This window comes from Streptomyces sp. NPDC085932 (assembly GCF_044540525.1).
GTDB lineage: Bacteria > Actinomycetota > Actinomycetes > Streptomycetales > Streptomycetaceae > Streptomyces > Streptomyces levis.
The window spans coordinates 235,332-259,887 of record NZ_JBITSJ010000008.1; the positions used below are offsets into that span (position 1 = coordinate 235,332).

The 24,556-nt window shown below is 72.3% G+C and carries 25 protein-coding genes; 14 read left to right on the top strand and 11 right to left on the bottom strand.

What is annotated here, in order from left to right; genetic code table 11:
* Positions 1-86: 86 nt before the first annotated feature.
* Entirely contained in the window at positions 87-632 is a 546-nt protein-coding gene (locus tag ACIGAQ_RS33755; RefSeq protein ID WP_362279039.1) for an NUDIX hydrolase, read from the top strand.
* A 12-nt stretch (positions 633-644) separates the two neighbouring features.
* On the opposite strand, the gene ACIGAQ_RS33760 is transcribed toward ACIGAQ_RS33755, so the two are convergent.
* Complete coding sequence (locus ACIGAQ_RS33760; RefSeq protein WP_399790131.1) at positions 645-902, bottom strand: hypothetical protein; 258 nt, start codon at positions 900-902, stop codon at positions 645-647.
* Between the two features lie 219 nt (positions 903-1,121).
* Between ACIGAQ_RS33760 and ACIGAQ_RS33765 the strand changes: the two genes are divergently transcribed.
* The gene (locus tag ACIGAQ_RS33765; protein ID WP_399789756.1) at positions 1,122-1,352 is read left to right on the top strand and encodes a hypothetical protein; all 231 of its coding nucleotides are present in this window, start codon (positions 1,122-1,124) and stop codon (positions 1,350-1,352) included.
* 22 nt (positions 1,353-1,374) lie between these two features.
* Here ACIGAQ_RS33765 and ACIGAQ_RS33770 read toward each other — a convergent pair whose 3' ends face one another.
* The gene (locus tag ACIGAQ_RS33770; RefSeq protein ID WP_311684215.1) at positions 1,375-2,250 is read right to left on the bottom strand and encodes a 3-hydroxybutyryl-CoA dehydrogenase; all 876 of its coding nucleotides are present in this window, start codon (positions 2,248-2,250) and stop codon (positions 1,375-1,377) included.
* A gap of 179 nt (positions 2,251-2,429) precedes the next feature.
* Between ACIGAQ_RS33770 and ACIGAQ_RS33775 the strand changes: the two genes are divergently transcribed.
* A complete protein-coding gene (locus ACIGAQ_RS33775; RefSeq protein WP_399789759.1) occupies positions 2,430-3,659 on the top strand; it encodes a glycoside hydrolase family 10 protein in 1,230 nt (409 codons plus the stop codon).
* Between the two features lies 1 nt (position 3,660).
* On the opposite strand, the gene ACIGAQ_RS33780 is transcribed toward ACIGAQ_RS33775, so the two are convergent.
* Both ACIGAQ_RS33780 and ACIGAQ_RS33785 read right to left on the bottom strand, forming a co-directional pair.
* On the bottom strand, positions 3,661-3,861 hold the full coding sequence (locus ACIGAQ_RS33780) for a DUF1918 domain-containing protein (protein ID WP_010045242.1): 201 nt from the start codon (positions 3,859-3,861) through the stop codon (positions 3,661-3,663).
* Positions 3,862-3,949: 88 nt separating this feature from the next.
* Positions 3,950-4,870, bottom strand: coding sequence for a DMT family transporter (locus ACIGAQ_RS33785; RefSeq protein WP_362279040.1), 921 nt, complete (start codon positions 4,868-4,870; stop codon positions 3,950-3,952).
* On the opposite strand from ACIGAQ_RS33785, the gene ACIGAQ_RS33790 reads away from it, so the two are divergent.
* From ACIGAQ_RS33790 to ACIGAQ_RS33800, 3 genes are all read left to right on the top strand, one after another.
* Entirely contained in the window at positions 4,869-6,305 is a 1,437-nt protein-coding gene (locus ACIGAQ_RS33790; protein ID WP_399789764.1) for a PLP-dependent aminotransferase family protein, read from the top strand. The genes ACIGAQ_RS33785 and ACIGAQ_RS33790 overlap by 2 nt on opposite strands.
* 39 nt (positions 6,306-6,344) lie before the next feature.
* On the top strand, positions 6,345-6,785 hold the full coding sequence (locus ACIGAQ_RS33795; RefSeq protein ID WP_311684222.1) for a GNAT family N-acetyltransferase: 441 nt from the start codon (positions 6,345-6,347) through the stop codon (positions 6,783-6,785).
* Positions 6,786-6,858: 73 nt separating this feature from the next.
* Positions 6,859-7,452, top strand: coding sequence for a histidine phosphatase family protein (locus ACIGAQ_RS33800; RefSeq protein WP_311684223.1), 594 nt, complete (start codon positions 6,859-6,861; stop codon positions 7,450-7,452).
* A gap of 247 nt (positions 7,453-7,699) precedes the next feature.
* On the opposite strand, the gene ACIGAQ_RS33805 is transcribed toward ACIGAQ_RS33800, so the two are convergent.
* Positions 7,700-8,140 carry a DUF6314 family protein gene (locus ACIGAQ_RS33805; protein ID WP_399790134.1) on the bottom strand — a complete coding sequence of 147 codons (441 nt, stop codon included), beginning with the start codon at positions 8,138-8,140 and terminating at the stop codon, positions 7,700-7,702.
* Positions 8,141-8,277: 137 nt separating this feature from the next.
* Here ACIGAQ_RS33805 and ACIGAQ_RS33810 point away from each other — a divergent pair, with 137 nt between their 5' ends.
* The 6 genes from ACIGAQ_RS33810 to ACIGAQ_RS33835 all read left to right on the top strand — a co-directional run bounded on the left by ACIGAQ_RS33810 (position 8,278) and on the right by ACIGAQ_RS33835 (position 15,718).
* A complete protein-coding gene (locus ACIGAQ_RS33810; protein ID WP_399789768.1) occupies positions 8,278-10,761 on the top strand; it encodes an alpha-L-arabinofuranosidase C-terminal domain-containing protein in 2,484 nt (827 codons plus the stop codon).
* 123 nt (positions 10,762-10,884) lie between these two features.
* A complete protein-coding gene (argC, locus tag ACIGAQ_RS33815; RefSeq protein WP_399789771.1) occupies positions 10,885-11,913 on the top strand; it encodes an N-acetyl-gamma-glutamyl-phosphate reductase in 1,029 nt (342 codons plus the stop codon).
* Positions 11,910-13,061 (top strand): bifunctional glutamate N-acetyltransferase/amino-acid acetyltransferase ArgJ, encoded by a 1,152-nt coding sequence (gene argJ / locus ACIGAQ_RS33820; RefSeq protein ID WP_399789774.1) that lies wholly within the window; start codon positions 11,910-11,912, stop codon positions 13,059-13,061. Before argC ends, argJ begins: the two co-directional genes overlap by 4 nt.
* A complete protein-coding gene (argB, locus tag ACIGAQ_RS33825; RefSeq protein WP_311684232.1) occupies positions 13,058-13,969 on the top strand; it encodes an acetylglutamate kinase in 912 nt (303 codons plus the stop codon). The genes argJ and argB overlap by 4 nt, the downstream gene beginning before the upstream one ends.
* Positions 13,966-15,165: an acetylornithine transaminase gene (locus tag ACIGAQ_RS33830; protein WP_399789777.1), complete on the top strand. Its 1,200-nt coding sequence runs from the start codon at positions 13,966-13,968 to the stop codon at positions 15,163-15,165. The genes argB and ACIGAQ_RS33830 overlap by 4 nt, the downstream gene beginning before the upstream one ends.
* A 7-nt stretch (positions 15,166-15,172) precedes the next feature.
* Complete coding sequence (locus ACIGAQ_RS33835) at positions 15,173-15,718, top strand: arginine repressor (RefSeq protein ID WP_031114708.1); 546 nt, start codon at positions 15,173-15,175, stop codon at positions 15,716-15,718.
* A gap of 150 nt (positions 15,719-15,868) precedes the next feature.
* Here the strand turns inward: ACIGAQ_RS33835 and ACIGAQ_RS33840 are convergent, their stop codons facing one another.
* From ACIGAQ_RS33840 to ACIGAQ_RS33865, 6 genes are all read right to left on the bottom strand, one after another.
* Positions 15,869-16,609 carry an FAD:protein FMN transferase gene (locus ACIGAQ_RS33840; RefSeq protein WP_399790137.1) on the bottom strand — a complete coding sequence of 247 codons (741 nt, stop codon included), beginning with the start codon at positions 16,607-16,609 and terminating at the stop codon, positions 15,869-15,871.
* A 55-nt stretch (positions 16,610-16,664) separates the two neighbouring features.
* Complete coding sequence (locus ACIGAQ_RS33845; RefSeq protein WP_399789780.1) at positions 16,665-17,741, bottom strand: FMN-binding protein; 1,077 nt, start codon at positions 17,739-17,741, stop codon at positions 16,665-16,667.
* Positions 17,742-17,781: 40 nt separating this feature from the next.
* Positions 17,782-19,164, bottom strand: a complete 1,383-nt coding sequence (locus tag ACIGAQ_RS33850; protein ID WP_179272624.1) for a ferric reductase-like transmembrane domain-containing protein — start codon at positions 19,162-19,164, stop codon at positions 17,782-17,784.
* 127 nt (positions 19,165-19,291) lie between these two features.
* The gene (locus ACIGAQ_RS33855; protein ID WP_399789785.1) at positions 19,292-19,990 is read right to left on the bottom strand and encodes a L,D-transpeptidase; all 699 of its coding nucleotides are present in this window, start codon (positions 19,988-19,990) and stop codon (positions 19,292-19,294) included.
* Between the two features lie 3 nt (positions 19,991-19,993).
* Positions 19,994-20,581: a pyridoxamine 5'-phosphate oxidase family protein gene (locus tag ACIGAQ_RS33860; RefSeq protein WP_311684243.1), complete on the bottom strand. Its 588-nt coding sequence runs from the start codon at positions 20,579-20,581 to the stop codon at positions 19,994-19,996.
* Positions 20,582-20,713: 132 nt separating this feature from the next.
* Positions 20,714-21,637: a hypothetical protein gene (locus ACIGAQ_RS33865; RefSeq protein ID WP_399789789.1), complete on the bottom strand. Its 924-nt coding sequence runs from the start codon at positions 21,635-21,637 to the stop codon at positions 20,714-20,716.
* Positions 21,638-21,880: 243 nt separating this feature from the next.
* Here ACIGAQ_RS33865 and argH point away from each other — a divergent pair, with 243 nt between their 5' ends.
* Positions 21,881-23,314: an argininosuccinate lyase gene (gene argH, locus ACIGAQ_RS33870; RefSeq protein ID WP_399789792.1), complete on the top strand. Its 1,434-nt coding sequence runs from the start codon at positions 21,881-21,883 to the stop codon at positions 23,312-23,314.
* Positions 23,315-23,528: 214 nt separating this feature from the next.
* Entirely contained in the window at positions 23,529-24,500 is a 972-nt protein-coding gene (locus tag ACIGAQ_RS33875; RefSeq protein ID WP_399789795.1) for an aldo/keto reductase, read from the top strand.
* Positions 24,501-24,556 lie beyond the last annotated feature (56 nt).

The window sequence follows — 24,556 nt, forward strand, 5'->3', positions numbered from 1 at the left end:
CTGACCCCGAGCCGCTTCCTGTGCGCCTGCTGTCACCACGTCCCTGCTGCGATATTGCCCCTTACTCGACGGAAGGTGGCAGAACCGTGCAGTGGACGAAACACAACGAACAAACTGTGTACGCAAACCGCTGGTTCAGCGTCAATCTCGCGGATGTCGAACTGCCGGACGGCCGGCACCTCGACCACTTCCTCATCCGGCTGCGGCCGGTCGCCGTGGCCACGGTGGTCAACGAGGCCAACGAGGTGCTGCTGCTGTGGCGGCACCGCTTCATCACGGACAGCTGGGGGTGGGAACTCGCGGCGGGCGTCGTCGAGGACGGCGAGGACATCGCGCGCGCGGCCGCCAGGGAACTGGAGGAGGAGACCGGCTGGCGGCCGGGACCCCTGCACCACCTCATGAGCGTGGAGCCGTCCAACGGGCTCACCGATGCCCGGCACCACGTGTACTGGGCCGACGAGGGCGAGTACGTCGGGCACCCCGTGGACGACTTCGAGTCGGACCGCCGGGAGTGGGTGCCCCTCAAGCTCGTCCCCGACCTGGTCGCCCGCGGCGAGGTCCCGGCCGCCAACATGGCGGCCGCGTTACTCCTGCTGCACCATCTCAGGCTCGGACAGGACACGTTGCCCTGACCACGTGGCCCACTACCGTCCGAACGCCTGCCAGATCGCCACGACGAGGGCACCCACGGCGGTGAGGGCGGCGACCGCGGGCAGCGGCCAGCGCGCGTGTTCCAGTGTGTGGATCCGGGTGTTGAGTTCCTCGATCTCCTTGGCGGTCTCCTCGGTGCGGTGACTGAGCAGTGCCAGGCCGCCCTCGACGCGGGCGTACGCCACATCGAGGCGGCGTCGTAACTCTGCGAGTTCTCCATGGACGACGGGATGTTCGGGATCGACGATCACGAGTCCGCTCCTTTCCGTAGTCATGACACATCCCTGGTGTGCGCACAGGAGTCAACTCCCCTGGTGGGCGCCTGGGGAGCGTGTGCGAGGGGCATATGCGAGCCCGGTGCGCACACGGTGTGTGAATGCCGCGGGCCCGGCACCAATCCAGGTGCCGGGCCCGCCGCTTGGCCGAAATCTGACCGTCCGTAATCGGCCTCGGGGGGTATCCGGAGGGTCATGACGAAGTGGCAGAAGAACGTGGCGATCGCGCTGGCGCTCTACGCCCTCATGGCCGTCGTGATCCGGTACTCCTCCGGCGGTACGGGATGGTGCACGGCGCTGCTGGTGGCCCTGGTCGCCGCTCCGCTCGCCCTGTGGATGGGGTGGCTGCGCCGCCGCCTGAACGAACAGGCCGCGGAATGGGGACGCCGCCGCGTCCGGCCGTGGCCGGAGGAGCGGCGGCGTTGACGTGCCGGCCGTGGCCGGGCGGTCAGCCGTACGTGTAGAAGCCCGAGCCCGTCTTGCGGCCCAGGCGGCCCGCGTCGACCATGCGCTGCAGCAGCGGGGGAGCGGCGTACAGCGGCTCCTTGTACTCCTCGTACATCGACTGGGCGACCGAGGCGACCGTGTCCAGGCCGATGAGGTCGGAGAGCTTCAGCGGGCCCATCGGGTGGGCGCAGCCCATCTCCATGCCGTTGTCGATGTCCTCGCGGCTGGCGATGCCCGTCTCGAACATCCGGATCGCGGAGAGCAGGTACGGGATCAGCAGCGCGTTGACCACGAAGCCGGAACGGTCCTGGGCACGGATCGCGTGCTTGCCGAGCAGCTTCTCGGTGAACAGCTGGGCCCGGCTGATCGTGCCCTCGGAGGTGGTGAGCGCCGGGATCAGTTCGACGAGCTTCTGCACCGGGGCCGGGTTGAAGAAGTGGATGCCGATGACCTGGTCCGGCCGCGAGGTCGCCACCGCCAGCTTCACCAGCGGGATGGACGAGGTGTTGGAGGCCAGGATGGCGTCCGGCCGGGTCACGACCTGGTCCAGGACCTGGAAGATCTCGGTCTTGACCTGCTCGTTCTCGACGACCGCCTCGATCACCAGGTCACGGTCGGCGAACTCGCCGAGGTCCGTGGTGAAGCTCAGGCGGGCCAGCGTGGCCTCCTGCTCCTCCTCGGTGATCTTGCCGCGCTCGGCGGCCTTGGCCAGGGAGCCGAACAGCCGGGTGCGGCCGATCTCCAGGGCTTCGCCGGTGGTCTCGGCGACCATGACGTCCAGGCCGGCCCGGGCGCACACCTCGGCGATCCCCGCGCCCATCTGACCGCAGCCCACGACTCCGACGCGTGCAATGTCTCCCGCTGGGATGTCCGTCACATCGTCCCTTTCGCTGCTGATCCACGACCGGGCAGGCCGGCCGGGTCCCGGCGCCTGCTCCGTTCGTGCACGTTACCGCCAAGTATCGATGATCGATCGCGGGGGGCGGGTCCGGTTCGGGCATGCTGGGCGCGGAGCGATCCGCGACCGGGCGGATCCACGGCATTTGGGGCATGCGCATGGGACGAGTCTCACGCAGGGCGTTCGCCGTGGCGGCGCTGTCGGCTTTCGCGATGACGCCCGCGGCCTCGGCCGCGCCCGGGCGCAAGGGCGGGGCGCCGGCCTCCGAGATGCGGGGGGTGTGGCTGGCGACCGTGGCCAACCGGGACTGGCCGTCCAAGCCGGGTCTGACCGCTTCGCAGCAGCGCTCCGAGCTCCTCACCCACCTCGACACGGCGGTCCGCAACCGGCTCAACACCGTCGTCTTCCAGGTCCGGCCCACGGCGGACGCCCTGTGGCCCTCGCCGTACGAGCCGTGGTCGCAGTACCTCACCGGCACCCAGGGCAAGGACCCCGGCTGGGACCCGCTGGGCACGGCCGTCGAGGAGGCCCACGCCCGGGGCCTGAAGCTGCACGCCTGGTTCAACCCCTACCGGGTCGCCGCCCACACCGACCCGACCCGTCTCGCGGCCTCGCACCCCGCCCGCCGCAACCCCGGCTGGCTCGTCGCGTACGGCGGGAAGCTCTTCTACAACCCGGGGCTGCCCGAGGTCCGGGCCTTCGTCGAGGACGCGATGCTGGACGCCGTCGCGCGCTACCCCGTCGACGGCGTGCACTTCGACGACTACTTCTACCCCTACCCGGTGGCGGGGGAGACGTTCGACGACGACGACGCCTACGAGGAGCACGGCGGCGGCTTCGGGGACCGGGCCGCGTGGCGGCGGGACAACATCGACCGGCTGGTGCGCGAGACCGCGGACCGCGTGAAGGAGATCCGGCCGGGCGTCCGCTTCGGCATCAGCCCCTTCGGCGTGTGGCGCAACGCCTCGACGGACCCGGCGGGCTCGGACAGCCGGGCCGGTGTGGAGACGTACGACGATCTGCACGCGGACACCCGCAAGTGGGTGCGGGAGGGCTGGATCGACTACATCGTCCCGCAGCTGTACTGGAACATCGGCTTCGCCGCCGCCGACTACGCCAAGCTGCTGCCCTGGTGGGCGGAGGTGGCGCGCGGCAGCTCGACCCAGCTCTACGTGGGGGAGGCGCTGTACAAGGCGGGCGACCCCGCGCAGCCGGCGGCCTGGCAGGAACCGTCCGAACTGTCCCGGCACCTGGCGTTCGCCAAGGAGCACCCGCAGGTGCGCGGGCACGTGTTCTTCGCCGCCCGGGACGTGGCGGCCGACCGGGTCGGGGCGATGGCGCGGGTGGTCGCCGACCACTACGGGCAGCCGGCGGATCCGCCGCGCTGAGTCACGGCCCGGTGGTGGTCTCCCGGTGGCGGATCTCGGTGTCGGGCCCCGGCGAGCACACGCCCTCGTGCCCGTCCTCGAACCGGACGCGGTACGGGGGATTGCCCTCCTGGCCGAGCACCTCGACGATCTCGCCCACCTTGTCGTGCTGACCGACCACCCTGCCGTGCTGGACAAGCTGGTCGCCGACGGTTGCGCGCATCTGGGGCCTCCTCACAGGGAGCGGAGCAGTGGTCCGTGGCCTCGGTCCACGGCCGGGGACGCGCGCCGGCAGGGCCGTACCGTCCCGCTCAGCCGCGCGCCCGTTGTGTGACGGCGATGCAGACCAGCACCGCCGCCGCCGTCAGCGGGGCGGCCACCGTCAGATGCTCGCCCAGCAGCAGCACCGACCACACCAGTGTGAGCAGGGGCTGAGCGAGCTGCAACTGGCTGGCCTTCGGGATGCCGATGGCCGCCATGCCCCGGTACCAGACGACCAGCCCGAGGAACTGCGAGCCCGCCGCGACCCACAGCAGACCGGTGACGCTGTGCGCGGTCAGTTGCCACGGCTCCTGTGCCAGCGCCAGGGCGGCCACGGGCACGGTCAGCGGCAGGCACAGCACCAGCGCCCAGCCGATCACCTGCCAGCCCGGCATGACCCGGGCCAGCCGCCCGCCCTCGGTGTAGCCGGCCGCGCACACCAGCAGCGCCGCGAAGAGGTACAGATCCGCGGTGGACAGGGCGCCGCCGCTCTGCTGCACGGTGAAGGCGGCCACCGCCGCCGCACCCGCGAGGGCCGCGGCCCAGAAGGTGCGCGAGGGCCGGGTGCCGACGCGCAGCGCGGAGCACAGCGCGGTCGTCAGCGGGAGCAGGCCGACCACGACGGCCGCGTGCGCCGTGGTCGAGGTCTGCAGCGCCAGCGTCGTCAGCAGCGGGAACCCCAGGACGACACCGGCCGCGACGACGGCGAGGCCCGGCCAGTGCCGGCGGGCGGGCAGCGGCACGCGCAGGACCAGCAGAGCACCGCCCGCGATCAGCGCGGCCAGGACGCTGCGCACGGCGACGAGCGACCAGGGCCCGAACCCTTCGAGACCCCACGCGGTGGCGGGGAAGGTGAGGGAGAAGGCGACGACGCCGAGGGCCGCCTGGAGGGTGCCGAAGCCGGGACGGTCCCGCTCGTTGGTGGCGACTGCTATCCGGGGTGCGGCAGTAGCGCTACTCTGTGCTCTCATGCAAGAGCGTAGCAGCGTGTCTGAGCTGGCGGAACAGTTGCGGCGGGAGCTCGACCGCTACTCACCGGGTGGAAAGCTGCCGTCCAGTCGGGCCTTGGTCGAACGTTTCCGGGTCAGCCCGGTGACGGTGTCGCGGGCGCTGGCCCAGCTCGCCGCCGAGGGGCTCGTGGTCACCCGCCCCGGCGCGGGCGCGTTCCGGGCCCGGTCCCGGCCGGCTCCGGCCCCCGCCGGCGACACCTCCTGGCAGGAGGTCGCGCTCAGCGCGGAGGGCGCCGCCGACCTCGTGCCCCGCTCGGTGGACGCCTCCGGGGTGCTGGTGTCGCTGGCCGCACCGCCGCCCGGCGTGATCGAGTTCAACGGCGGCTATCTGCACCCCTCCCTCCAGCCCGAGCGGGCGATGGCCGCCGCCCTGTCACGGGCCGGGCGCCGCCCCGGTGCCTGGGGCCGGCCGCCCATGGAAGGGCTGCCGGAACTGCGGGAGTGGTTCGCGCGGACCATCGGCGGCTCCGTCACCGCCGCCGAGGTGCTGGTGACCGCGGGCGGCCAGTCCGCGCTCACCACCGCCCTGCGCGCCCTCGCCCCGCCCGGGGCCCCCGTCCTGGTCGAGTCGCCGACCTATCCCGGCATGCTCGCCATCGCCCGCGCCGCCGGACTGCGTCCGGTGCCCGTCCCCGTGGACGCCGACGGGGTGAGACCGGCGCTGCTCGCCGACGCCTTCCGCGCCACCGGGGCCCCGGCCTTCGTGTGCCAGCCGCTCTTCCAGAACCCCACCGGCGCCGTGCTCGCGCCGGAGCGACGGGCCGAGGTGCTGCGCATCGCCCGGGCGGCGGGCGCGTTCGTCGTCGAGGACGACTTCGTGCGGCGGCTGGTGCACGAGGACGCGGGGCCGCTGCCCCGCCCGCTGGCGGCCGAGGACCCCGACGGCGTCGTCGTCCACGTCTCCTCGCTGACCAAGGCGACCTCGCCGAGCTTCCGGGTCAGCGCGCTGGCCGCACGCGGGCCGGTGCTGGAGCGGCTGCGCGCCATCCAGGTCGTCGACACCTTCTTCGTGCCGCGCCCGCTCCAGGAGGCCGCGCTGGAACTCGTCGGATCGCCCGCCTGGCCCCGGCACCTGCGGGCCGTCTCCGCGGAGCTGACGGCCCGCCGGGACGCGATGACCGGCGCGCTCGGGCTGCACCTGCCCCGGTTGGAGCTCGCGCACATCCCGTCCGGCGGCTACCACCTGTGGCCGCGCCTGCCCGACGGCACGGACGAGGCGGCCCTGACGGCGGCCGCCCTGCGGGCCGGTGTCGCCGTCACGCCCGGACGGCCGTACTTCAGCGCCGAGCCGCCCGCGGCGCACCTGCGGCTGAGCTTCGCGGCGGTCGCCGGGACCGGGGAGATCGCGGAGGGGGTGCGGCGGCTGCGCACGGCGTGCGAGGAGGTGCTGGGATAACCGCTCGACCCCGGCCGGGTCATTTGCGAGCATCCCGTCATGACCGACACGCCGAGCCTGCCCGAGGGCTACGAGATATCCACCGACCGGTCGCGCGTGGACGCCGAGCGCGTGCACCGCTGGCTGTCCACCGACGCGTACTGGGCGCTGGGCCGCCTCCGCGAGAAGCAGGACCGGGCGATCGAGGGCTCGCTCAACTTCGGCGTGTACGACACCGTATCGGGGGAGCAGGTGGCCTACGCCCGGGTCGTCACCGACCGGGCGACCTTCGCCTGGCTGTGCGACGTGTACGTCGACCCGTCGGTGCGCGGCAAGGGTGTCGGCACCGCGCTCGTGGCGGCCGTACGGGAGGAGGTGCGGTCGTACGGGGTGCGGCGGGTGCTGCTCGCCACGCACGACGCGCACGGCGTCTACGAGAGGATCGGCTTCGCGCCGCTGGCCCGGCCCGAGCACTGGATGGCGCTCCTCTTCGACCAGTGAGGGGCGCCGCACCCTCGGTAACTCCCAGGTAACACCTCTTGACCTGCGGACTTGCGGAGCCCACGATCGCCGCATGTCACTTCGGGTCACGTTCGTCGCCGCCGCGCGCAGCTCATCGCCGCTCGCCGAACGTTTCGAGGACGACCGGCCGCTGGACCAGGCCGGCTGGGGCGAGGTGGAGCGCGTCGCCCACGAACTGCTGCCGCTCGCCGCGGCCGAGCTGCGCTACTGCTCGCCGGCCCCGCGCAGCCGGGCGACGGGGGAGGGGCTCGGGTACGCGCCCCTGGTGCAGTTGGGGCTGCGCGACTGCGACATGGGCCGTTGGCGCGGACTGACCCTGGGCGAGGCGATGGCCCGGGAGCCCGAGGCCGTGGACGCCTGGCTCGCCGATCCGCGCACCACGCCGCACGGCGGTGAGTCGCTGGTGGACTTCATCACCCGGGTCGGCGGCTGGCTCGACACCCGGCCCGTGGAGGACGGCTGCCGGGTGGTGGCGGTGGCTGAGCCGTCCGTGATCCGCGCCGCCCTGGTGTACGCGCTGAAGGCGCCGCCCGCGACGTACTGGAACATCGACGTCCGCCCGCTGTCGACGACCACGGTGACGGGCCGCGCGGGGCGCTGGAACCTGCGGTTCGACGGAGCGCCGGCTCAGCACTCACGCGCCTAGACCGCCCGCCCGGCGCTCGCTCGCGCAGGCCGCCCGCGGGGGGCGTTCGGGTGCGGGGGGGGGCGTCCGCCTGGAGCGCTCGCTCGCGTAGGTCGTCCGCGTGGGGTGTTCGGGTGCGGAGGCCGTCCGCCTGGGGCGTTGGGGCGCGGGGGTCGTCCGCCTGGGGCGTTCGCTCGCGTAGGCCGTCCGCCCGGGTCCGGCGCTCGTGGGCAGGGGCGGGTGCCGCGGCCGGTGTCGTCGCTCGTTCTCACGTCTCGCGTGCGTACTCCGTGCGCAGCACCAGGTCCTTCGCTGGGCCGCGCACGCGCCACACCGTGCGCCAGTGGTCCGCGTCCAGGGCCGCGAACTCGCCGCGGTAGAGGTCCGCCGCGCAGGGGTGGTCGGCGACGTACCGCCCGGACGTCAGGTCCAGGTCGTGGAAGGGCCGGCCGTCCGCGAACCGCACGTCCGCCGTGCCGTCCGGGCCCGGCAGGAACCGCAGCGTCCGCTCGGCGGGCCGGGCCACGCCCTGCCAGACGAACGTGCCCGACTCCCGGTGCAGCAGCCCGCCGCCCTCCCGCGCCTCGAACAGGGTGCCGCCGGTGAACTCGCCCTCGGCGCCGCTCGCCAGATCCCGCACCGACCGCGTCACGCGCCAGCGCCCGGCCAGATACGCCAGCACGTCCGGCACTGGCCAGAACTCGCCCATCCCGCCCCGCTCTCCGTCCCGTCCGCTGCTGCGCGACCCATTGACGCGCACCTGCCCCCTCCCTATCTTGCCGTTCGAAGTGCTGACCAATGTCTGATATTTCGAACACTCCTCTACCAGAGAGCCGCGGAGTATCCATGCCACGCACCGCCCGCACCCGATGGAGAGTCGGCCTCACGGCCACCGCCCTCCTGACGGCGGCAGCCCTCGTACCGGCCCCCGCGCACGCCGAGGACGTCACCGACTACGCGATCACCGTCGACCCGTCCGCCCGGGGCGCCTCGATCGACGACACGATGTACGGCGTCTTCTTCGAGGACATCAACCGGGCCGCAGACGGAGGTCTGTACGCCGAGCTCGTGCAGAACCGCTCCTTCGAGTACTCCACCGCCGACAACGGCTCGTACACGCCCCTGACCTCCTGGACGGCCGGCGGCACGGCCCAGGTCGTGAACGACTCCGGGCGGCTCAACGAGCGCAACCGCAACTACCTGTCCCTGGGCGCCGGTTCGTCGGTCACCAACGCCGGCTACAACACCGGGATCCGGGTCGAGCAGGGCAAGAGGTACGACTTCTCCGTGTGGGCCCGCGCCGCGAGCGGCAGCACCCTCACCGTCTCGCTGAAGGACGCCGCGGGCAGCCTGGCGACCGCCCGCCAAGTCGCCGTGAAGGGCGGCTGGGCCAAGTACCGGGCCACCTTCACCGCGACCCGCACCAGCAACCGCGGCCGGCTCGCCGTGGCCACCGCGCACGCCGCCGCGGTCGACGAGGTGTCGCTGTTCCCGCGCGACACCTACAGGAACCAGCCGAACGGCCTGCGCAAGGACCTCGCCGAGAGGATCGCCGCCCTGAAGCCGGGCTTCGTGCGCTTCCCCGGCGGCTGCCTGGTCAACACCGGCTCCATGGAGGACTACAGCGCGGCGAGCGGCTGGCAGCGCAAGCGCAGCTACCAGTGGAAGGACACCATCGGCCCCGTCGAGGAGCGCGCCACCAACGCCAACTTCTGGGGCTACAACCAGAGCTACGGCCTCGGCTACTACGAGTACTTCCGCTTCTCCGAGGACATCGGCGCCATGCCGCTGCCCGTCGTCCCGGCCCTGGTGACCGGCTGCGGCCAGAACAAGGCCACCGACGACGAGGCGCTGCTGCGGCGGCACATCCAGGACACCCTCGACCTCATCGAGTTCGCCAACGGACCGGCGACCTCCACGTGGGGCAAGGTCCGCGCGAAGATGGGCCACCCCGAGCCGTTCCACCTGACCCACATCGGCGTCGGCAACGAGGAGAACCTCCCGCGCGAGTTCTTCGCCCGCTTCGAGAAGTTCCGGGCCGCCATCAAGGCCAGGTACCCGGACATCACCGTCATCTCCAACTCCGGCCCGGACGACGCCGGCGCGACCTTCGACACCGCCTGGCAGCTCAACCGCGAGGGCAGGGTCGACATGGTCGACGAGCACTACTACAACAGCCCGGCCTGGTTCCTGCAGCACAACGACCGCTACGACTCCTACGACCGCGAGGGCCCCAAGGTCTTCCTCGGCGAGTACGCCTCCCAGGGCAACGCCTGGAGGAACGGCCTGGCCGAGGCCGCCTTCATGACCGGCCTGGAGCGCAACGCGGACGTCGTGAAGCTGGCCTCCTACGCCCCGCTGCTCGCCAACGAGGACTACGTCCAGTGGCGCCCCGACATGATCTGGTTCAACAACCGGGCCTCCTGGAACTCGGCCAACTACGAGGTCCAGAAACTGTTCATGACCAACGTCGGCGACCGGGTGATCCCCTCGACGGCCACGACCACCCCGGACGTCAGCGGCCCGATCACCGGCGCCGTCGGACTGTCGACGTGGGCGACCAGCGCCGCGTACGACGACGTGAAGGTCACCTCGGCGGACGGTGCCACCCTGCTGAGCGACGACTTCTCCGGTGACGCCTCGACGTGGCGGCACAGCGGCGCCGGCAGCTGGAGCATCCATGACGGACAGTACGTCCAGACCGACACGGCCGCCGAGAACACCATGGTCACGGCGGGCGACCCGGCCTGGAAGGACTACGACCTGCATGTGAAGGCCACCAAGAAGTCCGGCAAGGAGGGCTTCCTCGTCGCCTTCGGCGTCAAGGACACCGGCAACTACTACTGGTGGAACCTGGGCGGCTGGAACAACACCCAGTCCGCGATCGAGCAGGCCGTGGACGGCGGCAAGGGCACACTGCTGACCAAGGCCGGGTCGATCGAGACGGGCCGTGCCTACGACATCGACATCAAGGTGCGCGGCCGCCAGGTCACGCTGTTCCTCGACGGCGAGGAGTGGGGCAGCTTCACCGACGACAAGCCGGCCGAGCCGTTCCGCCAGGTCGTCACCGAGGACGCGAGGACCGGTGACCTGATCGTCAAGGTCGTCAACGCCCAGCCGGCCGAGGCCCGCACGGCCGTCGACCTCGGCGGGGCCGGAGTCGCCTCCACGGCCCGCGTGACCACGCTGGCCGCCGACCAGGACGCGGTGAACACCGAGACGGACACACCGGTGGCCCCGGTGACGTCGACGCTGCGGGGCGTGGGCCCGAAGTTCACCCACACCTTCCCGGCGAACTCCGTGACGTTCCTGCGGATCAAGCAGAGGTAGACCACGCTTCCCGCCGTGGGCCGCTGTCCTCCCGGGCAGCGGCCCACGCGCACGCGGCGCATGCATGGGATTGCATAAACGTGCAGCGAAACGTATAGTCATGCCCTCTAAGGAGGAGGTTCCATGTCGGTACGAGCGGCAGTGGCCGGAGCGAGTGGATACGCGGGTGGAGAACTGCTGCGTCTGCTCCTGGCCCACCCCGAGGTCGAGATCGGCGCCCTGACCGGCAACTCCAACGCCGGGCAGCGGCTCGGCGCGCTCCAGCCGCACCTGCTGCCGCTCGCCGGCCGCGTGCTGCAGGAGACCACCCCCGAGGTCCTCGACGGCCACGACGTGGTCTTCCTCGCGCTGCCGCACGGGCAGTCCGCCGCCGTCGCCGAGCGGCTCGGCCCGGACGTGCTGGTCGTCGACATGGGCGCGGACTTCCGGCTCGCCGACGCCGCCGCCTGGGAGAAGTTCTACGGCTCGCCCCACGCCGGAACCTGGCCCTACGGCCTTCCCGAACTGCCGGGTGCACGCGCCGCGCTGGAGGGGTCCAAGCGCATCGCGGTACCCGGCTGCTACCCCACGGCCGTCTCCCTCGCCCTCGTCCCCGCGTACGCGGCGGGCCTGGCCGAGCCCGAGGCCGTGATCGTCGCCGCGTCCGGCACGTCCGGCGCGGGCAAGGCGCCCAAGCCGCACCTGCTGGGCAGCGAGGTCATGGGCTCGATGTCCCCCTACGGCGTCGGCGGCGGGCACCGGCACACCCCCGAGATCACCCAGAACCTCAGCGCGGCGGCCGGCGGCGCGGTCTCCGTGTCCTTCACGCCGACCCTCGCGCCGATGCCGCGCGGCATCCTCGCCACGTGCAGCGCGAAGGCGACGGACGGCGTCACCGGCGAGGTGCTGCGCGCCGCCTACGAGAAGGCCTGCGCGGACGAGCCCTTCGTGCACCTGCTGCCCGAGGGGCAGTGGCCCGCCACGGCGTCCGTCCACGGTTCGAACGCCGTTCAGTTGCAGGTCGCGTACGACGAGGCCGCCGGACGGATCATCGTGATCAGCGCCATCGACAACCTCACCAAGGGCACCGCGGGCGGTGCCGTCCAGAGCATGAACATCGCCCTGGGTCTCGACGAGACCACCGGACTGACGACGATCGGAGTTGCGCCGTGAGCGTGACGGCAGCGAAGGGATTCACGGCGGCGGGCATCGCCGCCGGGATCAAGGAGAACGGCAACCCCGACCTGGCCCTCGTGGTCAACACCGGGCCGCGCCGCGCCGCCGCCGGCGTCTTCACCTCCAACCGCGTGAAGGCAGCTCCGGTGCTGTGGTCCGAGCAGGTCCTCAAGAGCGGCCAGGTCTCCGCGGTCGTCCTCAACTCCGGCGGCGCCAACGCCTGCACGGGCCCCAAGGGCTTCCAGGACACGCACGCCACCGCCGAGAAGGCCGCCGAGGTCCTCGGGCGGGGCGCCATCGAGATCGCCGTCTGCTCGACCGGACTCATCGGCGTCCTGCTGCCCATGGACAAGCTGCTCCCCGGTGTCGAGCAGGCCGCGGCGGCCCTGAGCGAGCACGGCGGGGAGAAGGCCGCCATCGCCATCAAGACCACCGACACCGTCCACAAGACGTCCGTGGTCTCCAAGGACGGCTGGACCGTCGGCGGCATGGCCAAGGGCGCGGGCATGCTCGCCCCCGGCCTCGCCACCATGCTCGTCGTCCTCACCACCGACGCGGACCTGGACGACGAGACCCTGGACAAGGCCCTGCGCGCCGCCACGAAGGTCACCTTCGACCGGGTCGACTCCGACGGCTGCATGTCCACCAACGACACCGTGCTCCTGCTCTCCTCCGGCTCCTCCGGCATCACGCCGGCCTACGAGGAGTTCGCCGAGGCCGTGCGGCAGGTCTGCGACGACCTCGGACAGCAGCTCATCCGGGACGCCGAGGGCGCCAGCAAGGACATCAAGGTCGAGGTGATCAACGCGGCGACCGAGGACGACGCCGTGGAGGTCGGCCGCTCCATCGCCCGCAACAACCTCCTCAAGTGCGCGATCCACGGCGAGGACCCCAACTGGGGCCGGGTTCTCTCCGCGATCGGCACCACACGGGCCGCCTTCGAGCCCGACCGGCTCAACGTCGCCATCAACGGCGTGTGGGTCTGCAAGAACGGCGGCGTCGGCGAGGACCGCGAGAAGGTCGACATGCGCTACCGCGAGGTGCACATCGTCGCCGACCTCGCCGCCGGGTGCGAGACCGCCACCATCTGGACCAACGACCTCACCGCCGACTACGTCCACGAGAACAGCGCCTACTCCTCATGAGCACCGGATCGACACGCAAGCACACCGCCCTGCCCAAGGCCCAGATCCTCATCGAGGCCCTGCCCTGGCTGGTCCGGCACAACGGCAGGACGGTCGTCATCAAGTTCGGCGGCAACGCCATGGTCGACGAGGACCTCAAGGCCGCCTTCGCCCAGGACGTCGTCTTCCTGCACCACGCCGGCCTCAAACCGGTCGTCGTGCACGGCGGCGGCCCGCAGATCAGCGCCGCCCTCGACCAGCACGGCATCGTCAGCGAGTTCAAGGCGGGCCTGCGGGTGACCACCGAGGACGCCATGGACGTCGTGCGCATGGTGCTGGCCGGGCAGGTGCAGCGCGAACTGGTCGGGCTGCTCAACCGGCACGGCCCGCTCGCCGTCGGCCTGACCGGCGAGGACGCGCACACCATCACCGCCACCAAGCACCAGCCGGAGATCGACGGCGAGCTCGTCGACATCGGCCGGGTCGGCGAGATCACCGCGATCGACACGGGCGCCATCGAGGCCCTGCTCGCCGACGGCCGCATCCCGGTCGTCTCCTCGATCGCCCGCTCCCAGGACGATGGGCATGTCTACAACGTCAATGCTGATACGGCGGCTGCGGCACTCGCTGCTGCGCTGGGCGCCGAAACCCTCATGGTCCTCACGGACGTCGAGGGACTCTACGAGGACTGGCCGCACAGCGACGAGGTGATCAGCCGCCTCACCGCCACCGAGCTGGAGCGGCTGCTGCCGGATCTGTCCTCCGGCATGGTGCCGAAGATGGAGGGCTGCCTGCACGCCGTGCGCAACGGCGTGAACACCGCCCGCGTCATCGACGGCCGGGTCCAGCACTCGATCCTGCTGGAGATCTTCACCGACGAGGGGATCGGCACGATGGTCGTGCCCGACGAGAAGGGGGATGCCGCATGACCGCCAACGAGGAAATCGCCGAGCGGTGGCGGGGCGCGCTCATGAACAACTACGGCACCCCGCTGCTGCCCCTCGTACGCGGTGAGGGCACCGCGGTCTGGGACGCCGACGGCACGCGCTACCTCGACTTCGTCGGCGGCATCGCGACCAACGCCCTCGGCCACGCCCACCCGGCGATCGTCGAGGCCGTGACCCGGCAGATCGGCTCCCTGGGCCACATCTCCAACTTCTTCATGGCGGAGCCGACCGTCGCCCTGGCCGAGCGGCTGCTGCGGCTGTTCGGCCGGGACGGCAAGGTCTTCTTCTGCAACTCCGGCGCCGAGGCCAACGAGGCCGCCTTCAAGATCGGCCGGCTGACCGGGCGGACGCACATCGTGGCCACCGAGGGCGCCTTCCACGGCCGGACCATGGGCGCCCTGGCGCTCACCGGCCAGCAGGGCAAGCGCGAACCGTTCCTGCCGCTGCCCGGCGACGTCACCCACGTGCCGTTCGGCGACGCCCAGGCCCTGGCCGCCGCCGTCACCGAGGAGACCGCGCTCGTCGTCCTGGAGCCGATCCAGGGCGAACTCGGCGTCGTCGTCCCGCCCGCCGGATACCTCAAGGCCGCCCGGGCCATCACCGCCGCGACCGGGGCGCTCCTCGTCCTCGACGAGGTGCAGACCGGCATCGGCCGGACCGGGCACTGGTTCGAGTACCAGGCCCACGAGGGCGTCCTGCCCGACGTCGTGACCCTGGCCAAGCAGCTCGGCGGCGGGCTGCCGCTCGGCGCGACCGTCGCCTTCGGGCGCGCCGCGGAGCTGCTCCGGCCCGGCCACCACGGCACGACCTTCGGTGGCAACCCCGTCGCCTGCGCCGCCGGACTCGCCGTCCTCGACACCATCGAGAACGAGGGGTTGCTGGAGAACGTCAAGCGGCAGAGCGAGAAGTTGCGGGACGGAATCGAGGGCCTCGGCCACCGGTTGATCGATTCCGTCCGGGGCGCGGGACTCCTCCTGGGTATCGTGCTCACCGAGCCGCTCGCGCCGCAGGTGCGCCAGGCGGCTCAGGAGGCCGGTTTCCTGGTGAACGCGCCCGCCCCCGACGTCGTCCGGCTGATGCCACCGCTGAACCTCCGCGACGCCGAGGTGGACGCCTTCCTGGGGGCACTTCCCGGCATCCTCCAGGCAGTGCACGGGGACGGACGATCCGGGGAATGAGACGACGATGAGCCAGGCGCAGGACCACGAGCAGCCGGGGGCGAACGGGCCCGCCGTGCCGCAGACCCGCACCGCACGGCACCGCCGGATCGTGGACATCCTCAACCGGCAGCCGGTCCGCTCGCAGAGCCAGCTGGCGAAGCTGCTCGCCGACGACGGGCTGAGCGTCACGCAGGCGACGCTCTCCCGGGACCTGGACGAGCTGAACGCGGTGAAGATCCGCAACACCGACGGGGACCTGATCTACGCGGTGCCGAGCGAGGGCGGGTTCCGCACGCCGCGGGCGCCGCTGGGCGGGTCGGCGAAGGAGGAGCGGATGCGGCGGCTCTCCCAGGAGCTGCTGATCTCCGCGGAGGCCTCGGCGAACCTCGTGGTCCTGCGCACCCCTCCCGGGGCCGCGCAGTTCCTGGCCTCGGCCATCGACCAGGCCGAGCTGCACGACATCCTGGGGACGATCGCCGGGGACGACACGCTGCTGCTGATCAGCCGGGAGCCGACGGGTGGGCAGGCCCTGGCCGACCATCTGCTGCGCCTGGCGCAGAACGGGCACTGAGGGCTGTCGCCGGCGCGGGTGGTGTTGCGGTTCGGGGCGGTTGTTGCCCGGGTGCGGGTACCGGGTGCCGTGCCGGGTGCCGGTGGTGGGCGTGCGCGGGTGTGCTGTGGCTGGTCGCGCAGGTCCCCGCGCCCCTTCGGGCGCGGCCGCTCAGCCCAGGCGGGTCGCCAAGCCGTCCGTGCAGCGGACCTCGTCGCCGGCCGTGATCAGGAGCGCCTCCACGTCCGGGAGTGACTCCAGCCAGGCCAGACCCTCCCGCGAGCCCATCGCGAACGCTGCCGTCGCCCAGCAGTCCGTCCACGTCAGCCGGGGTCCCACCACCGTCACGGCGACCAGGTCGGTCACGGCCGAACGGCCGGTGCGCGGGTCGACGATGTGCGCCCCCCGCTCCGCCGTACCGGACGTCGCCACCGACAGCTCCCGCACGCCGGCTGCGGAGACCACCGCCGCCAGCCCGCCCGGGCGCAACGGGTCCGACACGCCCACCCGCCACGGCCGTTGCGGCTCCGGCGTCCCCAGCAACTGGACGTCCCCGCCGCCGTTGACGCTCACCCCGCACACCCCGGGCACCTCCGTCAGCCGCCGAGCCGCCCGCTCGACCGCCCAGCCCTTGACGATGCCGGTCGGATCCAGGCGGCCCTGGTACGACGTGCTGAACCAGCCGTCGCTCACCCGCTCGGCCTCGGCCGCCAGCTCCAGCACCTCGGCGACCTCGGGATCGCACTGCCCGACGCTCACCTCACCGCGCTGGAGCCGGGAGACCTGGCTGTCCTCGCGGTAGGTGCTGAACACCTCGTCGACCCGGTGCAGACCGGCCACGACCTCGTCCAGCGCCGCGCGCACGGCGGCCGGATCCCCGCCGCGGACGTCGAGGGAGAAGACGGTCCCCATCGTCTCCTCCACGTGACGCACCGCGGCGGGAGCCTGCGCGGAGCCGGCCACTGCGTCAGCCACCGGCCTGGTCCAGCGCCGACTGGAGGGACTTCTTGTAGCCGGCGCTGGTGTAGGTGGCTCCGGAGACGGAGTCGATCTGTGCGGTGCCGGTGGCGACGGCGGCCTGGTTGAGGCGGGGGACGGAGCTGGAGGTGATCTGGTCGCTGCGGCCGCCCTGGGGCGCCTGCACGGCCTCGGCCTTGGTGACCTTCCCGTCCGTGACCGTCACCCGCACCTGCACCGGGCCGTACTGCGTCTGCGCCACGCTGCCGGTGAGCGTCCGGGTCCCGGTCTGCTCCCGGCCGCCTCCCGAACCGGCGGCCTGCGCGGAGCCGCCCCCGGCCGGGGCCTTGTCCAGGGCGGACTGGAGGGACTTCTTGTAGCCGGCGCTGGTGTAGGTGGCTCCGGAGACGGAGTCGATCTGTGCGGTGCCGGTGGCGACGGCGGCCTGGTTGAGGCGGGGGACGGAGCTGGAGGTGATCTGGTCGCTGCGGCCGCCCTGGGGCGCCTGCACGGCCTCAGCCTTGGTGATCTTCCCGTCGGCGACGGTGATCCGGACCTGGACCGGCCCGTACTGCGTCTGCGCGACATCGCCCGTCACGGTCCGTGCCGTTCCCGCGCCCCCGCCCCCGCCCTGCGCAGCGCCCGCCGAAGCCTTCGCCTTGTCGAGGGCCGACTGGAGGGACTTCTTGTAGCCGGCGCTGGTGTACGTCGCCCCGGACACGGCGTCGATGTCCGCGCTCTGCGCCGCGACGGCCGCCTGGTTGAGGCGCGGTACGGCGTTGGCGGTGATCTGGTCGCTCTGGCCGCCCTTGGGGGTCTGGACCGCCTCGGCCTTGGTGATCTTGCCGTTGGCCATGGTCACGCGGACCTGGACCGGGCCGTACTGCGTCTGCGCCGCGTCACCGGTGACCGCGCCGTTCACGCCGCCCTGCGGGGCCTGCCCGGCCGCCGCCGGCGGGAGCTGGCCGCCCGCCGCCTGGGCGGCGCCCGGGTCGGAGGCGGGCTTCAGCGACAGCAGCAGCACGATGCCGGAGACGGTGGCTGCGCCGGCGAGCACGGCACGCCGGACGGGGTGAGACTTCCTCATCGTTTCCCAAACTCCTGAAGGGCCGTTGATGTCCCGTCGCTCACATCTCGAACGACTCGTGATGGATACGGCGGGCGGGGACTCCCGCGCCGCGCAGTGCCTCGTAGACCGACTGCGCGAAGCCGGGCGGCCCGCACATGAAGACGTCGTGGTCGCCGATGTCCGGGATCTTCCGCTGGAGGGACTCGGCGGAGATGTCGGGACGTTCCCCGTCCGGGCTGTTGACCGCGTACATCAGCCGCGCGCCGCGCTCGTCGGCGATCTTGGCGAGTTCGCCCCACAGGGCCAGGTCCTGAGTGCTGTTGGCGCGGTAGAGGAGCGTGATGTCTCCGGACGCGCCGGGCAGCGTCTCGAACAGCGCCCGCATCGGGGTGATCCCGACCCCGCCCGCCACCAGCAGCACCTTGCCCCGGCTGCGGCGCTGCGCGGTCATCGCGCCGTACGGCCCCTCCGCCCACACCCGGGTGCCGGGCGTCAGGTCGCGCAGCCGCTCGGTGTGGTCGCCGATCGCCTTGACGGTGATCCGCAGCATGTCCGGGCGGGGCGCCGCCGACAGGGAGTACGGGTGGGAGCTGAAGCGCATGCCCGGCGCCATGAACCGCCAGCGGAAGAAGTGCCCGGCCTCGGCGCCCATCCGGTGCAGCTTGCGCCCGCCGATCAGCACGGACACGATGCCCGGGGTCTCCTCGATGACCGCCTCGACGCGCATGCGGTGCCGGAGGTTCAGCCGGATCGGGGTGAGGATCCGGTACCAGACCACCAGCGCGGTCACCACGCCGTACAGCCCGTACCAGAAGGTCTTGGCGGTGGGCTCGACGGCGAACTCGTTGCCCGTGGTGATCTGGTGCCAGAACGTCAGGTAGACCGCCGCGTACGTGAGCAGGTGCACGTGGTACCAGGTGTCGTACCCGATCAGCCGGCGCACACCGCCGATCGACAGGATCCCGATGAGGAACAGCAGGCCGGTGCCGATGGCCGCCTTGCCCATGTCCGGCAGCTGGTTGACGGAGTCGACGGTCTGCTGGACGACGTCGCCGAGCCCCTTGCCCGCCTGCAGGGCGTAGCCCCACATGATGAGGAAGACGTGGGCGAGGACCAGGCAGAGGGTGTAGCGGCCTGTCATGGCGTGCCAGCGCGCGACCCGGTCGGTGCCCACCCGTCGCTCCAGGGCCGGCACGCGTGCCATCTGGAGTACCACCAGCGCCATCAGGTAGCCGGCGAGCAGGCCCGTGATCCGGCCGGCCGCCACGATCTTGCTCGTGGTGTCCGCGAGGGACGGTGTGTTGTCCCACCACAGCCACAGCACGGCCGCCGCTCCCGCCCACAGGGCGATCAGCAGCGGTACGGCCGGGGAGCGGCGCGGGCGGATGCGGCGCATCGTCTGGCGGCGGGCGGCACGGCCGCCTGCGAGCGTGGTGGTCACGGTTCCTCCGTGGGGACTTGACCCTTGGCCCACAGATACGTGCCGGGACACGGGAGTGTTCAGCCGTGCACCGAGTCGTGTGCGCACAGCCATGACCGGTGGTGACACCGGCTCGGCCGGCGACGCCTCACCACCGGGTGACGGCCGTGCTCCCGCTCTGCGTCCCCACGGCGATGTGCGGCCGCCGCGCTGGGTCCGCCCAGGCCAGGATCCGCCGCATGGCGGCCCGGGAGACGGACACGCAGCCGGCCGTCGGACCCCGCCCGTGGACATGGAGGAAGATGCCCGCACCGCGCCCCCGCACGGGACGCTCGTAGTTGAAGCCGATGACCAGCGCGTGCGCGTACTGCGTCCGATAGGTGATCAGGTGCTCGGACTCGGCGGCCCGGCAGTCGGCGGCCCGGGGCTCGCTCCAGCGGTTGTACGAGCGCGAGTCGTTGTCCTGGCACCACCAGGAGTCCGGCCCCACCCGGCGGTAGGGGTAGGCCGTCCCGCGCGGCGCCGCCTCGATGCCGAACGCGTAGGGCAGGTCGTACAGGCCGGTGGGCGTGGTCTCGGTGCCCTGCGCGCGGGAGGCGCCGTCGACGAGCCCGTTCGCCCCGAAGCGCGCGGGCGCGGAACCCGCCTTCACCCACCGGCCGCCCCCGGTCCGGTTCCACCAGGTGACCGTGCCCGTCGTCGCGTCCTTGCGCGGGGCCACCGCGGTGATCAGCTGGGTGCCGCCGCCGGTGTCCGCCATCCGGGCCGGCAGCGGCGGCGGCGCGGGCGGCCCGGCGCCGAGCAGCAGAAGTGCGGAGACGGCGAGGGCGACGGCACCGGGGCGCATGCCTCAGACCGTAGAGGGCGGCAGCGGCAACGGCAGCCCGGGTAGTCCGTCCAGGCTGGTGGCGATGTGCTCCTTCTTGGCGAAGTACGCGCCGAGCGAGGCGTCGTCCTCGCGGGCGAACCGCTTGCCGTGCAGGTCCCGGTCCTCCTCGTAGGTCATGAAGGGCACCGCGTAGCCGCAGGTGTCGCGGACGAGTTCGGCGGTGACGACGATGATCGCGCGCAGGCCGTGCGGGGCCGGGTCGATGTCCGGGAAGCGGGCGAGCAGGTCCCCGAACCGGGGGTCGTCGCGGAAGACCGGCTCGCCCCTGCCGTGCACGCGCACGATGTTGGGCGGGCCCTGGAAGGCGCACCACATCAGGGTGATCCGTCCGTTCTCGCGCAGATGGGCGATGGTCTCGGCGTTGGAGCCGGCGAAGTCCAGGTAGGCCACGGTGTGTTCGTCGAGCACCGCGAAGGAGCCCTTGAGGCCCTTGGGGGAGAGGTTGAGCGTGCCGTCGGCGGACAGGGGCGCGGTGGCGGTGAAGAAGACCGGCTGCGCCTCGATGAACGAGCGGAGCCGGCCGTCTATGCCCTCATAGGTCTTTCCCATGTCTAACGATTATGGGCCCAAGTCTTTTGACTGTCTAAGGAATTGCGGGATCCGGTCACCTCTGCCGGACCCCGCCCTGCCCGTGGCCGCCCCGGCCGGCGCTCCCACGGGGCGGCCACGGCGCCTGTCACCTCACTTGGTGAGGGTGCAGGCGGCCAGGGAGTCCAGACCGGCCGGGCGCTCGGCCGTGCGGCCGATGGCGGTGGCGATGCGGTTGATCGCCGCGACGCGCTTGTCCTCCAGCGGGCCGAGGATGGCGTTCTGGACGAAGTTGGGCCCGCCCTGGCCCACGGTGTCGACGAGGCGCTTGTTGGCCTCCTGGATCTGGGTGTCCAGCTGACCCAGGTTGCGGTCGACCTCGGCCCGGGCGGAGGCCGGGATCGCGGGCAGCTGCGAGGCGACGTCCGGGCAGCTGATCACGCCGGCACCGGCGTCGCCTGCGCCACCCTCTCCGGCACCGCCCTCATCGGCGCCCGCACCGCCCTCTCCGGCACCGGCTCCGGCCTCGGCACCCGCCCCCGCCCCTGCTCCGGCCTCGCCTCCGGCGCCTTCCTCGGCCCCGGCCTCGCCCCCGGCCCCGGCACCCGCCTCGCCCCCTGCCGCGCCGCCGTCGGCGTCGAGCCGACAGGCCGCGAACGCCTCCAGGCCCTCGGGCTTCGCGGCGGCCCGTCCGATGGCGGTCTCGATGCGGTTGAGGGCGGCGACGCGCTTGTCCTCCAGCGGGCCGAGGATGGCGTTCTGGACGAAGTTGGGCCCGCCCTGGCCCACGGTGTCGACGAGGCGCTTGTTGGCCTCCTGGATCTGGGTGTTCAGCTGGGCGAGGTTGCGGTCGACCTCCGCCCGCGCCGAGGCGGGGACGGCGGGCAGCCGGGAGGTGACGTCCGGGCACGAGATGGTGCCGGGGCCCGCCAGCGTGCGGGCGTTCGTCCCGCCGTTCTCGGACGTCTCCCCGGCGAGCGCGAAGCCGGCGATCGCCGTGCCGGACAGCGCCACCGCGGCCGCGCCGCCGATGAACGCGACGCGACGCTTGTTGTACTTCGGAAGAGCCCTGGACATGGGGGTGCCTCACTAGGGGTCGGTGGGTCGTGGGTGTACAAACGCGGCGCCTGCGTTCGGCGAGAGGTACGGGTAAGCGGTTTCCCGCGTTCAATGGGCGGGCCGATTCCTCCGACGTGGCCGGAAATCGACGCCGACGGCACCTGCGATCCGCCTCGATTGACGAATCATGCAGGAGTCTGCATAATCATGCAGAACACTGCCCGTGGCGGTGCCCATCCCACCCAGTGAGGAGCCCAGCAGGTGAGCAGCAACAGCGGTGACGTCCGGCTCTGGGGCGGCCGTTTCGCCGACGGTCCCGCCGAGGCGCTGGCGAAGCTGTCCGCGTCCGTCCACTTCGACTGGCGGCTCGCGCCGTACGACATCGCCGGTTCGCGCGCCCACGCGCGCGTGCTGTACAAGGCGGGCCTCCTCACGGACGACGAGCTGACCCGGATGCTCGCCGGCCTCGACCGGCTGGAGGCGGACGTCGCCGACGGCTCCTTCACGGGCACCATCGCCGACGAGGACGTGCACACGGCCCTGGAGCGCGGTCTGCTGGAGCGCCTCGGCCCCGACCTCGGCGGCAAGCTCCGCGCCGGCCGCTCCCGCAACGACCAGGTCGCCACGCTCTTCCGCATGTACCTGCGCGACCACGCCCGGGTCATCGGCGGCCTGATCGCCGAGCTCCAGGACGCGCTGATCGGCCTCGCCGAGGCCCACCCGGACGTGGCCATGCCCGGCCGCACGCACCTGCAGCACGCCCAGCCGGTCCTCTTCGCGCACCACGTCCTCGCCCACGTCCAGTCCCTCTCCCGGGACGCCGAGCGGCTGCGCCAGTGGGACACGCGCACGGCCGTGTCGCCGTACGGCTCGGGGGCCCTGGCCGGATCCTCCCTCGGGCTGGACCCGGAGGCGGTGGCGAAGGACCTCGGCTTCGAAGGGGGTTCCGCGGCCAACTCGATCGACGGCACGGCCTCCCGTGACTTCGTCGCCGAGTTCGCCTTCATCACGGCGATGATCGGCGTCGACCTCTCGCGGATCGCCGAGGAGGTCATCCTCTGGAACACGAAGGAGTTCTCCTTCGTGACCCTGCACGACGCCTTCTCGACGGGCTCGTCGATCATGCCGCAGAAGAAGAACCCGGACATCGCGGAGCTGGCCCGCGGCAAGTCCGGCCGGCTGATCGGGAACCTGACGGGCCTGCTGGCCACGCTCAAGGCCCTCCCGCTCGCCTACAACCGCGATCTCCAGGAGGACAAGGAGCCGGTCTTCGACTCCATCGACCAGCTGGAGATCCTGCTGCCCGCCTTCACCGGCATGATGGCCACCCTCACCGTGCACCGCGAGCGCATGGAGGAACTGGCCCCGGCCGGCTTCTCCCTCGCCACGGACATCGCCGAATGGCTGGTCAAGCAGGGTGTCCCGTTCCGTGTGGCCCATGAGGTCGCCGGTGAGTGCGTGAAGGCCGCCGAGGCCGAGGGCAAGGAACTGGACGAGCTGACGGACGAGCAGTTCGCGAAGATCTCGTCCCACCTGACACCCGAGGTCCGCTCGGTCCTCGACGTCCCCGGAGCCCTGGCCTCCCGCAACGGCCGGGGCGGCACGGCCCCGAGCGCGGTCGCCGCCCAGCTGGCCGAGGTGAAGCAGGACGTGGCCGCCCAGCACGCGTGGGCGGTGGCCAGGAAGCAGGCCTGAGGAGCACGCCCCCTCGAAGCAGGCCTGAGGAGCACGCCCCCTCGGGGGCGCGGGAACTGCGCGACCGGCCGCACACTTCCCGCACGCGCCGAGGAACCGCAACGGCCGAGCCCTGAGGGGAAGGTCATCGCGGGTTACGTTGGGTCGGAGCCGAACCGGAGCCGAACCGGAGCCGAACCGGCCCCCTATCGGAGCCGACCGAACGGAGCCCTCGATGCCCTTCGCCCGCCTGGCCACAGCGACGACCCCCACCTGCCACATCGGCCTCGGCCTCGCCGCCGTCGGGCGCCCCGGCTACATCACCCTCAACCGGGACGAGGACCTCGGCGAGGATCGCAGCGTCGAGGCCCTCCGCGCCCGCACCCACGAACTGCTCGACGCCGCCTACGCCCAGGGCGTCCGCTACTTCGACGCGGCCCGTTCCTACGGCCGCTCGGAGGAGTTCCTCGCCGACTGGCTGAAGACCAGGTCCGGCCCGGACGACATCGTCGTCGGCAGCAAATGGGGTTACACCTACACCGCCGGCTGGTCCACCGACGCCGAGACGCACGAGGTCAAGGACCACACCCTCGCCACCTACGAGCGGCAGCGCGCCGAGACCGACGCCCTGCTCGGTGACCGCCTCGACCTCTACCAGATCCACTCGGTGACCCCGGACAGCCCGGCCCTCACCGACAAGGAACTGCACGCCAGGCTCGCGGAGGCCGCCGCCCAGGGCCTGACCGTCGGCTTCTCCACCAGCGGCCCCGCGCAGGCGGACGCCATTCGCGCCGCCCTCGCCGTGACGGTCGACGGCGAGCCTCTCTTCCGTACCGTGCAGTCCACCTACAACGCGCTGGAGACCTCCGCCGGCCCCGCCCTCGCCGAGGCGCACGACGCCGGTCTCACGGTGATCGTCAAGGAGGGCATGGCCAACGGGCGCCTGGCCGGGCCGCACGCCCCGGACATCCTGAAGGAGATCGCCGCGCGGACCGGGCTGGGCTGCGACGCCGTCGCCCTGGCCGTCGTCCTGCGGCAGCCCTGGGCCGGTGTGGTCCTCTCCGGCGCCGCCACCACCCACCAGCTCGCCTCGAACCTGCACGCCGCCGTCGTCGACCTCGACGACGACCAGCTGACCCGTCTCGCCGCCCTGGCCGAGGACCCGCGCGCCTACTGGGAGCGGCGCGGACAGCTGCCCTGGCACTGATCCCTCACCCGTGCTGAGGCGACCGACATGAGGCACGCATGCCCAGGGTGAGACAT

What these genes read in the sequence shown, in the direction of transcription:
- ACIGAQ_RS33855 (WP_399789785.1), bottom strand. Translation starts at nt 19,990, where the DNA reads ATGCGCCCCGGTGCCGTCGCCCTCGCCGTCTCCGCACTTCTGCTGCTC.
- ACIGAQ_RS33785 (WP_362279040.1), bottom strand. Translation starts at nt 4,870, where the DNA reads ATGAGAGCACAGAGTAGCGCTACTGCCGCACCCCGGATAGCAGTCGCC.
- ACIGAQ_RS33860 (WP_311684243.1), bottom strand. Translation starts at nt 20,581, where the DNA reads ATGGGAAAGACCTATGAGGGCATAGACGGCCGGCTCCGCTCGTTCATC.
- ACIGAQ_RS33845 (WP_399789780.1), bottom strand. Translation starts at nt 17,741, where the DNA reads ATGAGGAAGTCTCACCCCGTCCGGCGTGCCGTGCTCGCCGGCGCAGCC.
- argC (WP_399789771.1), top strand. Translation starts at nt 10,885, where the DNA reads ATGTCGGTACGAGCGGCAGTGGCCGGAGCGAGTGGATACGCGGGTGGA.
- ACIGAQ_RS33865 (WP_399789789.1), bottom strand. Translation starts at nt 21,637, where the DNA reads ATGTCCAGGGCTCTTCCGAAGTACAACAAGCGTCGCGTCGCGTTCATC.
- ACIGAQ_RS33765 (WP_399789756.1), top strand. Translation starts at nt 1,122, where the DNA reads ATGACGAAGTGGCAGAAGAACGTGGCGATCGCGCTGGCGCTCTACGCC.
- ACIGAQ_RS33835 (WP_031114708.1), top strand. Translation starts at nt 15,173, where the DNA reads ATGAGCCAGGCGCAGGACCACGAGCAGCCGGGGGCGAACGGGCCCGCC.
- ACIGAQ_RS33790 (WP_399789764.1), top strand. Translation starts at nt 4,869, where the DNA reads ATGCAAGAGCGTAGCAGCGTGTCTGAGCTGGCGGAACAGTTGCGGCGG.
- ACIGAQ_RS33775 (WP_399789759.1), top strand. Translation starts at nt 2,430, where the DNA reads ATGGGACGAGTCTCACGCAGGGCGTTCGCCGTGGCGGCGCTGTCGGCT.
- ACIGAQ_RS33800 (WP_311684223.1), top strand. Translation starts at nt 6,859, where the DNA reads ATGTCACTTCGGGTCACGTTCGTCGCCGCCGCGCGCAGCTCATCGCCG.
- ACIGAQ_RS33840 (WP_399790137.1), bottom strand. Translation starts at nt 16,609, where the DNA reads ATGGGGACCGTCTTCTCCCTCGACGTCCGCGGCGGGGATCCGGCCGCC.
- ACIGAQ_RS33805 (WP_399790134.1), bottom strand. Translation starts at nt 8,140, where the DNA reads ATGGGCGAGTTCTGGCCAGTGCCGGACGTGCTGGCGTATCTGGCCGGG.
- ACIGAQ_RS33795 (WP_311684222.1), top strand. Translation starts at nt 6,345, where the DNA reads ATGACCGACACGCCGAGCCTGCCCGAGGGCTACGAGATATCCACCGAC.
- ACIGAQ_RS33780 (WP_010045242.1), bottom strand. Translation starts at nt 3,861, where the DNA reads ATGCGCGCAACCGTCGGCGACCAGCTTGTCCAGCACGGCAGGGTGGTC.
- ACIGAQ_RS33810 (WP_399789768.1), top strand. Translation starts at nt 8,278, where the DNA reads ATGCCACGCACCGCCCGCACCCGATGGAGAGTCGGCCTCACGGCCACC.
- ACIGAQ_RS33830 (WP_399789777.1), top strand. Translation starts at nt 13,966, where the DNA reads ATGACCGCCAACGAGGAAATCGCCGAGCGGTGGCGGGGCGCGCTCATG.
- argB (WP_311684232.1), top strand. Translation starts at nt 13,058, where the DNA reads ATGAGCACCGGATCGACACGCAAGCACACCGCCCTGCCCAAGGCCCAG.
- ACIGAQ_RS33875 (WP_399789795.1), top strand. Translation starts at nt 23,529, where the DNA reads ATGCCCTTCGCCCGCCTGGCCACAGCGACGACCCCCACCTGCCACATC.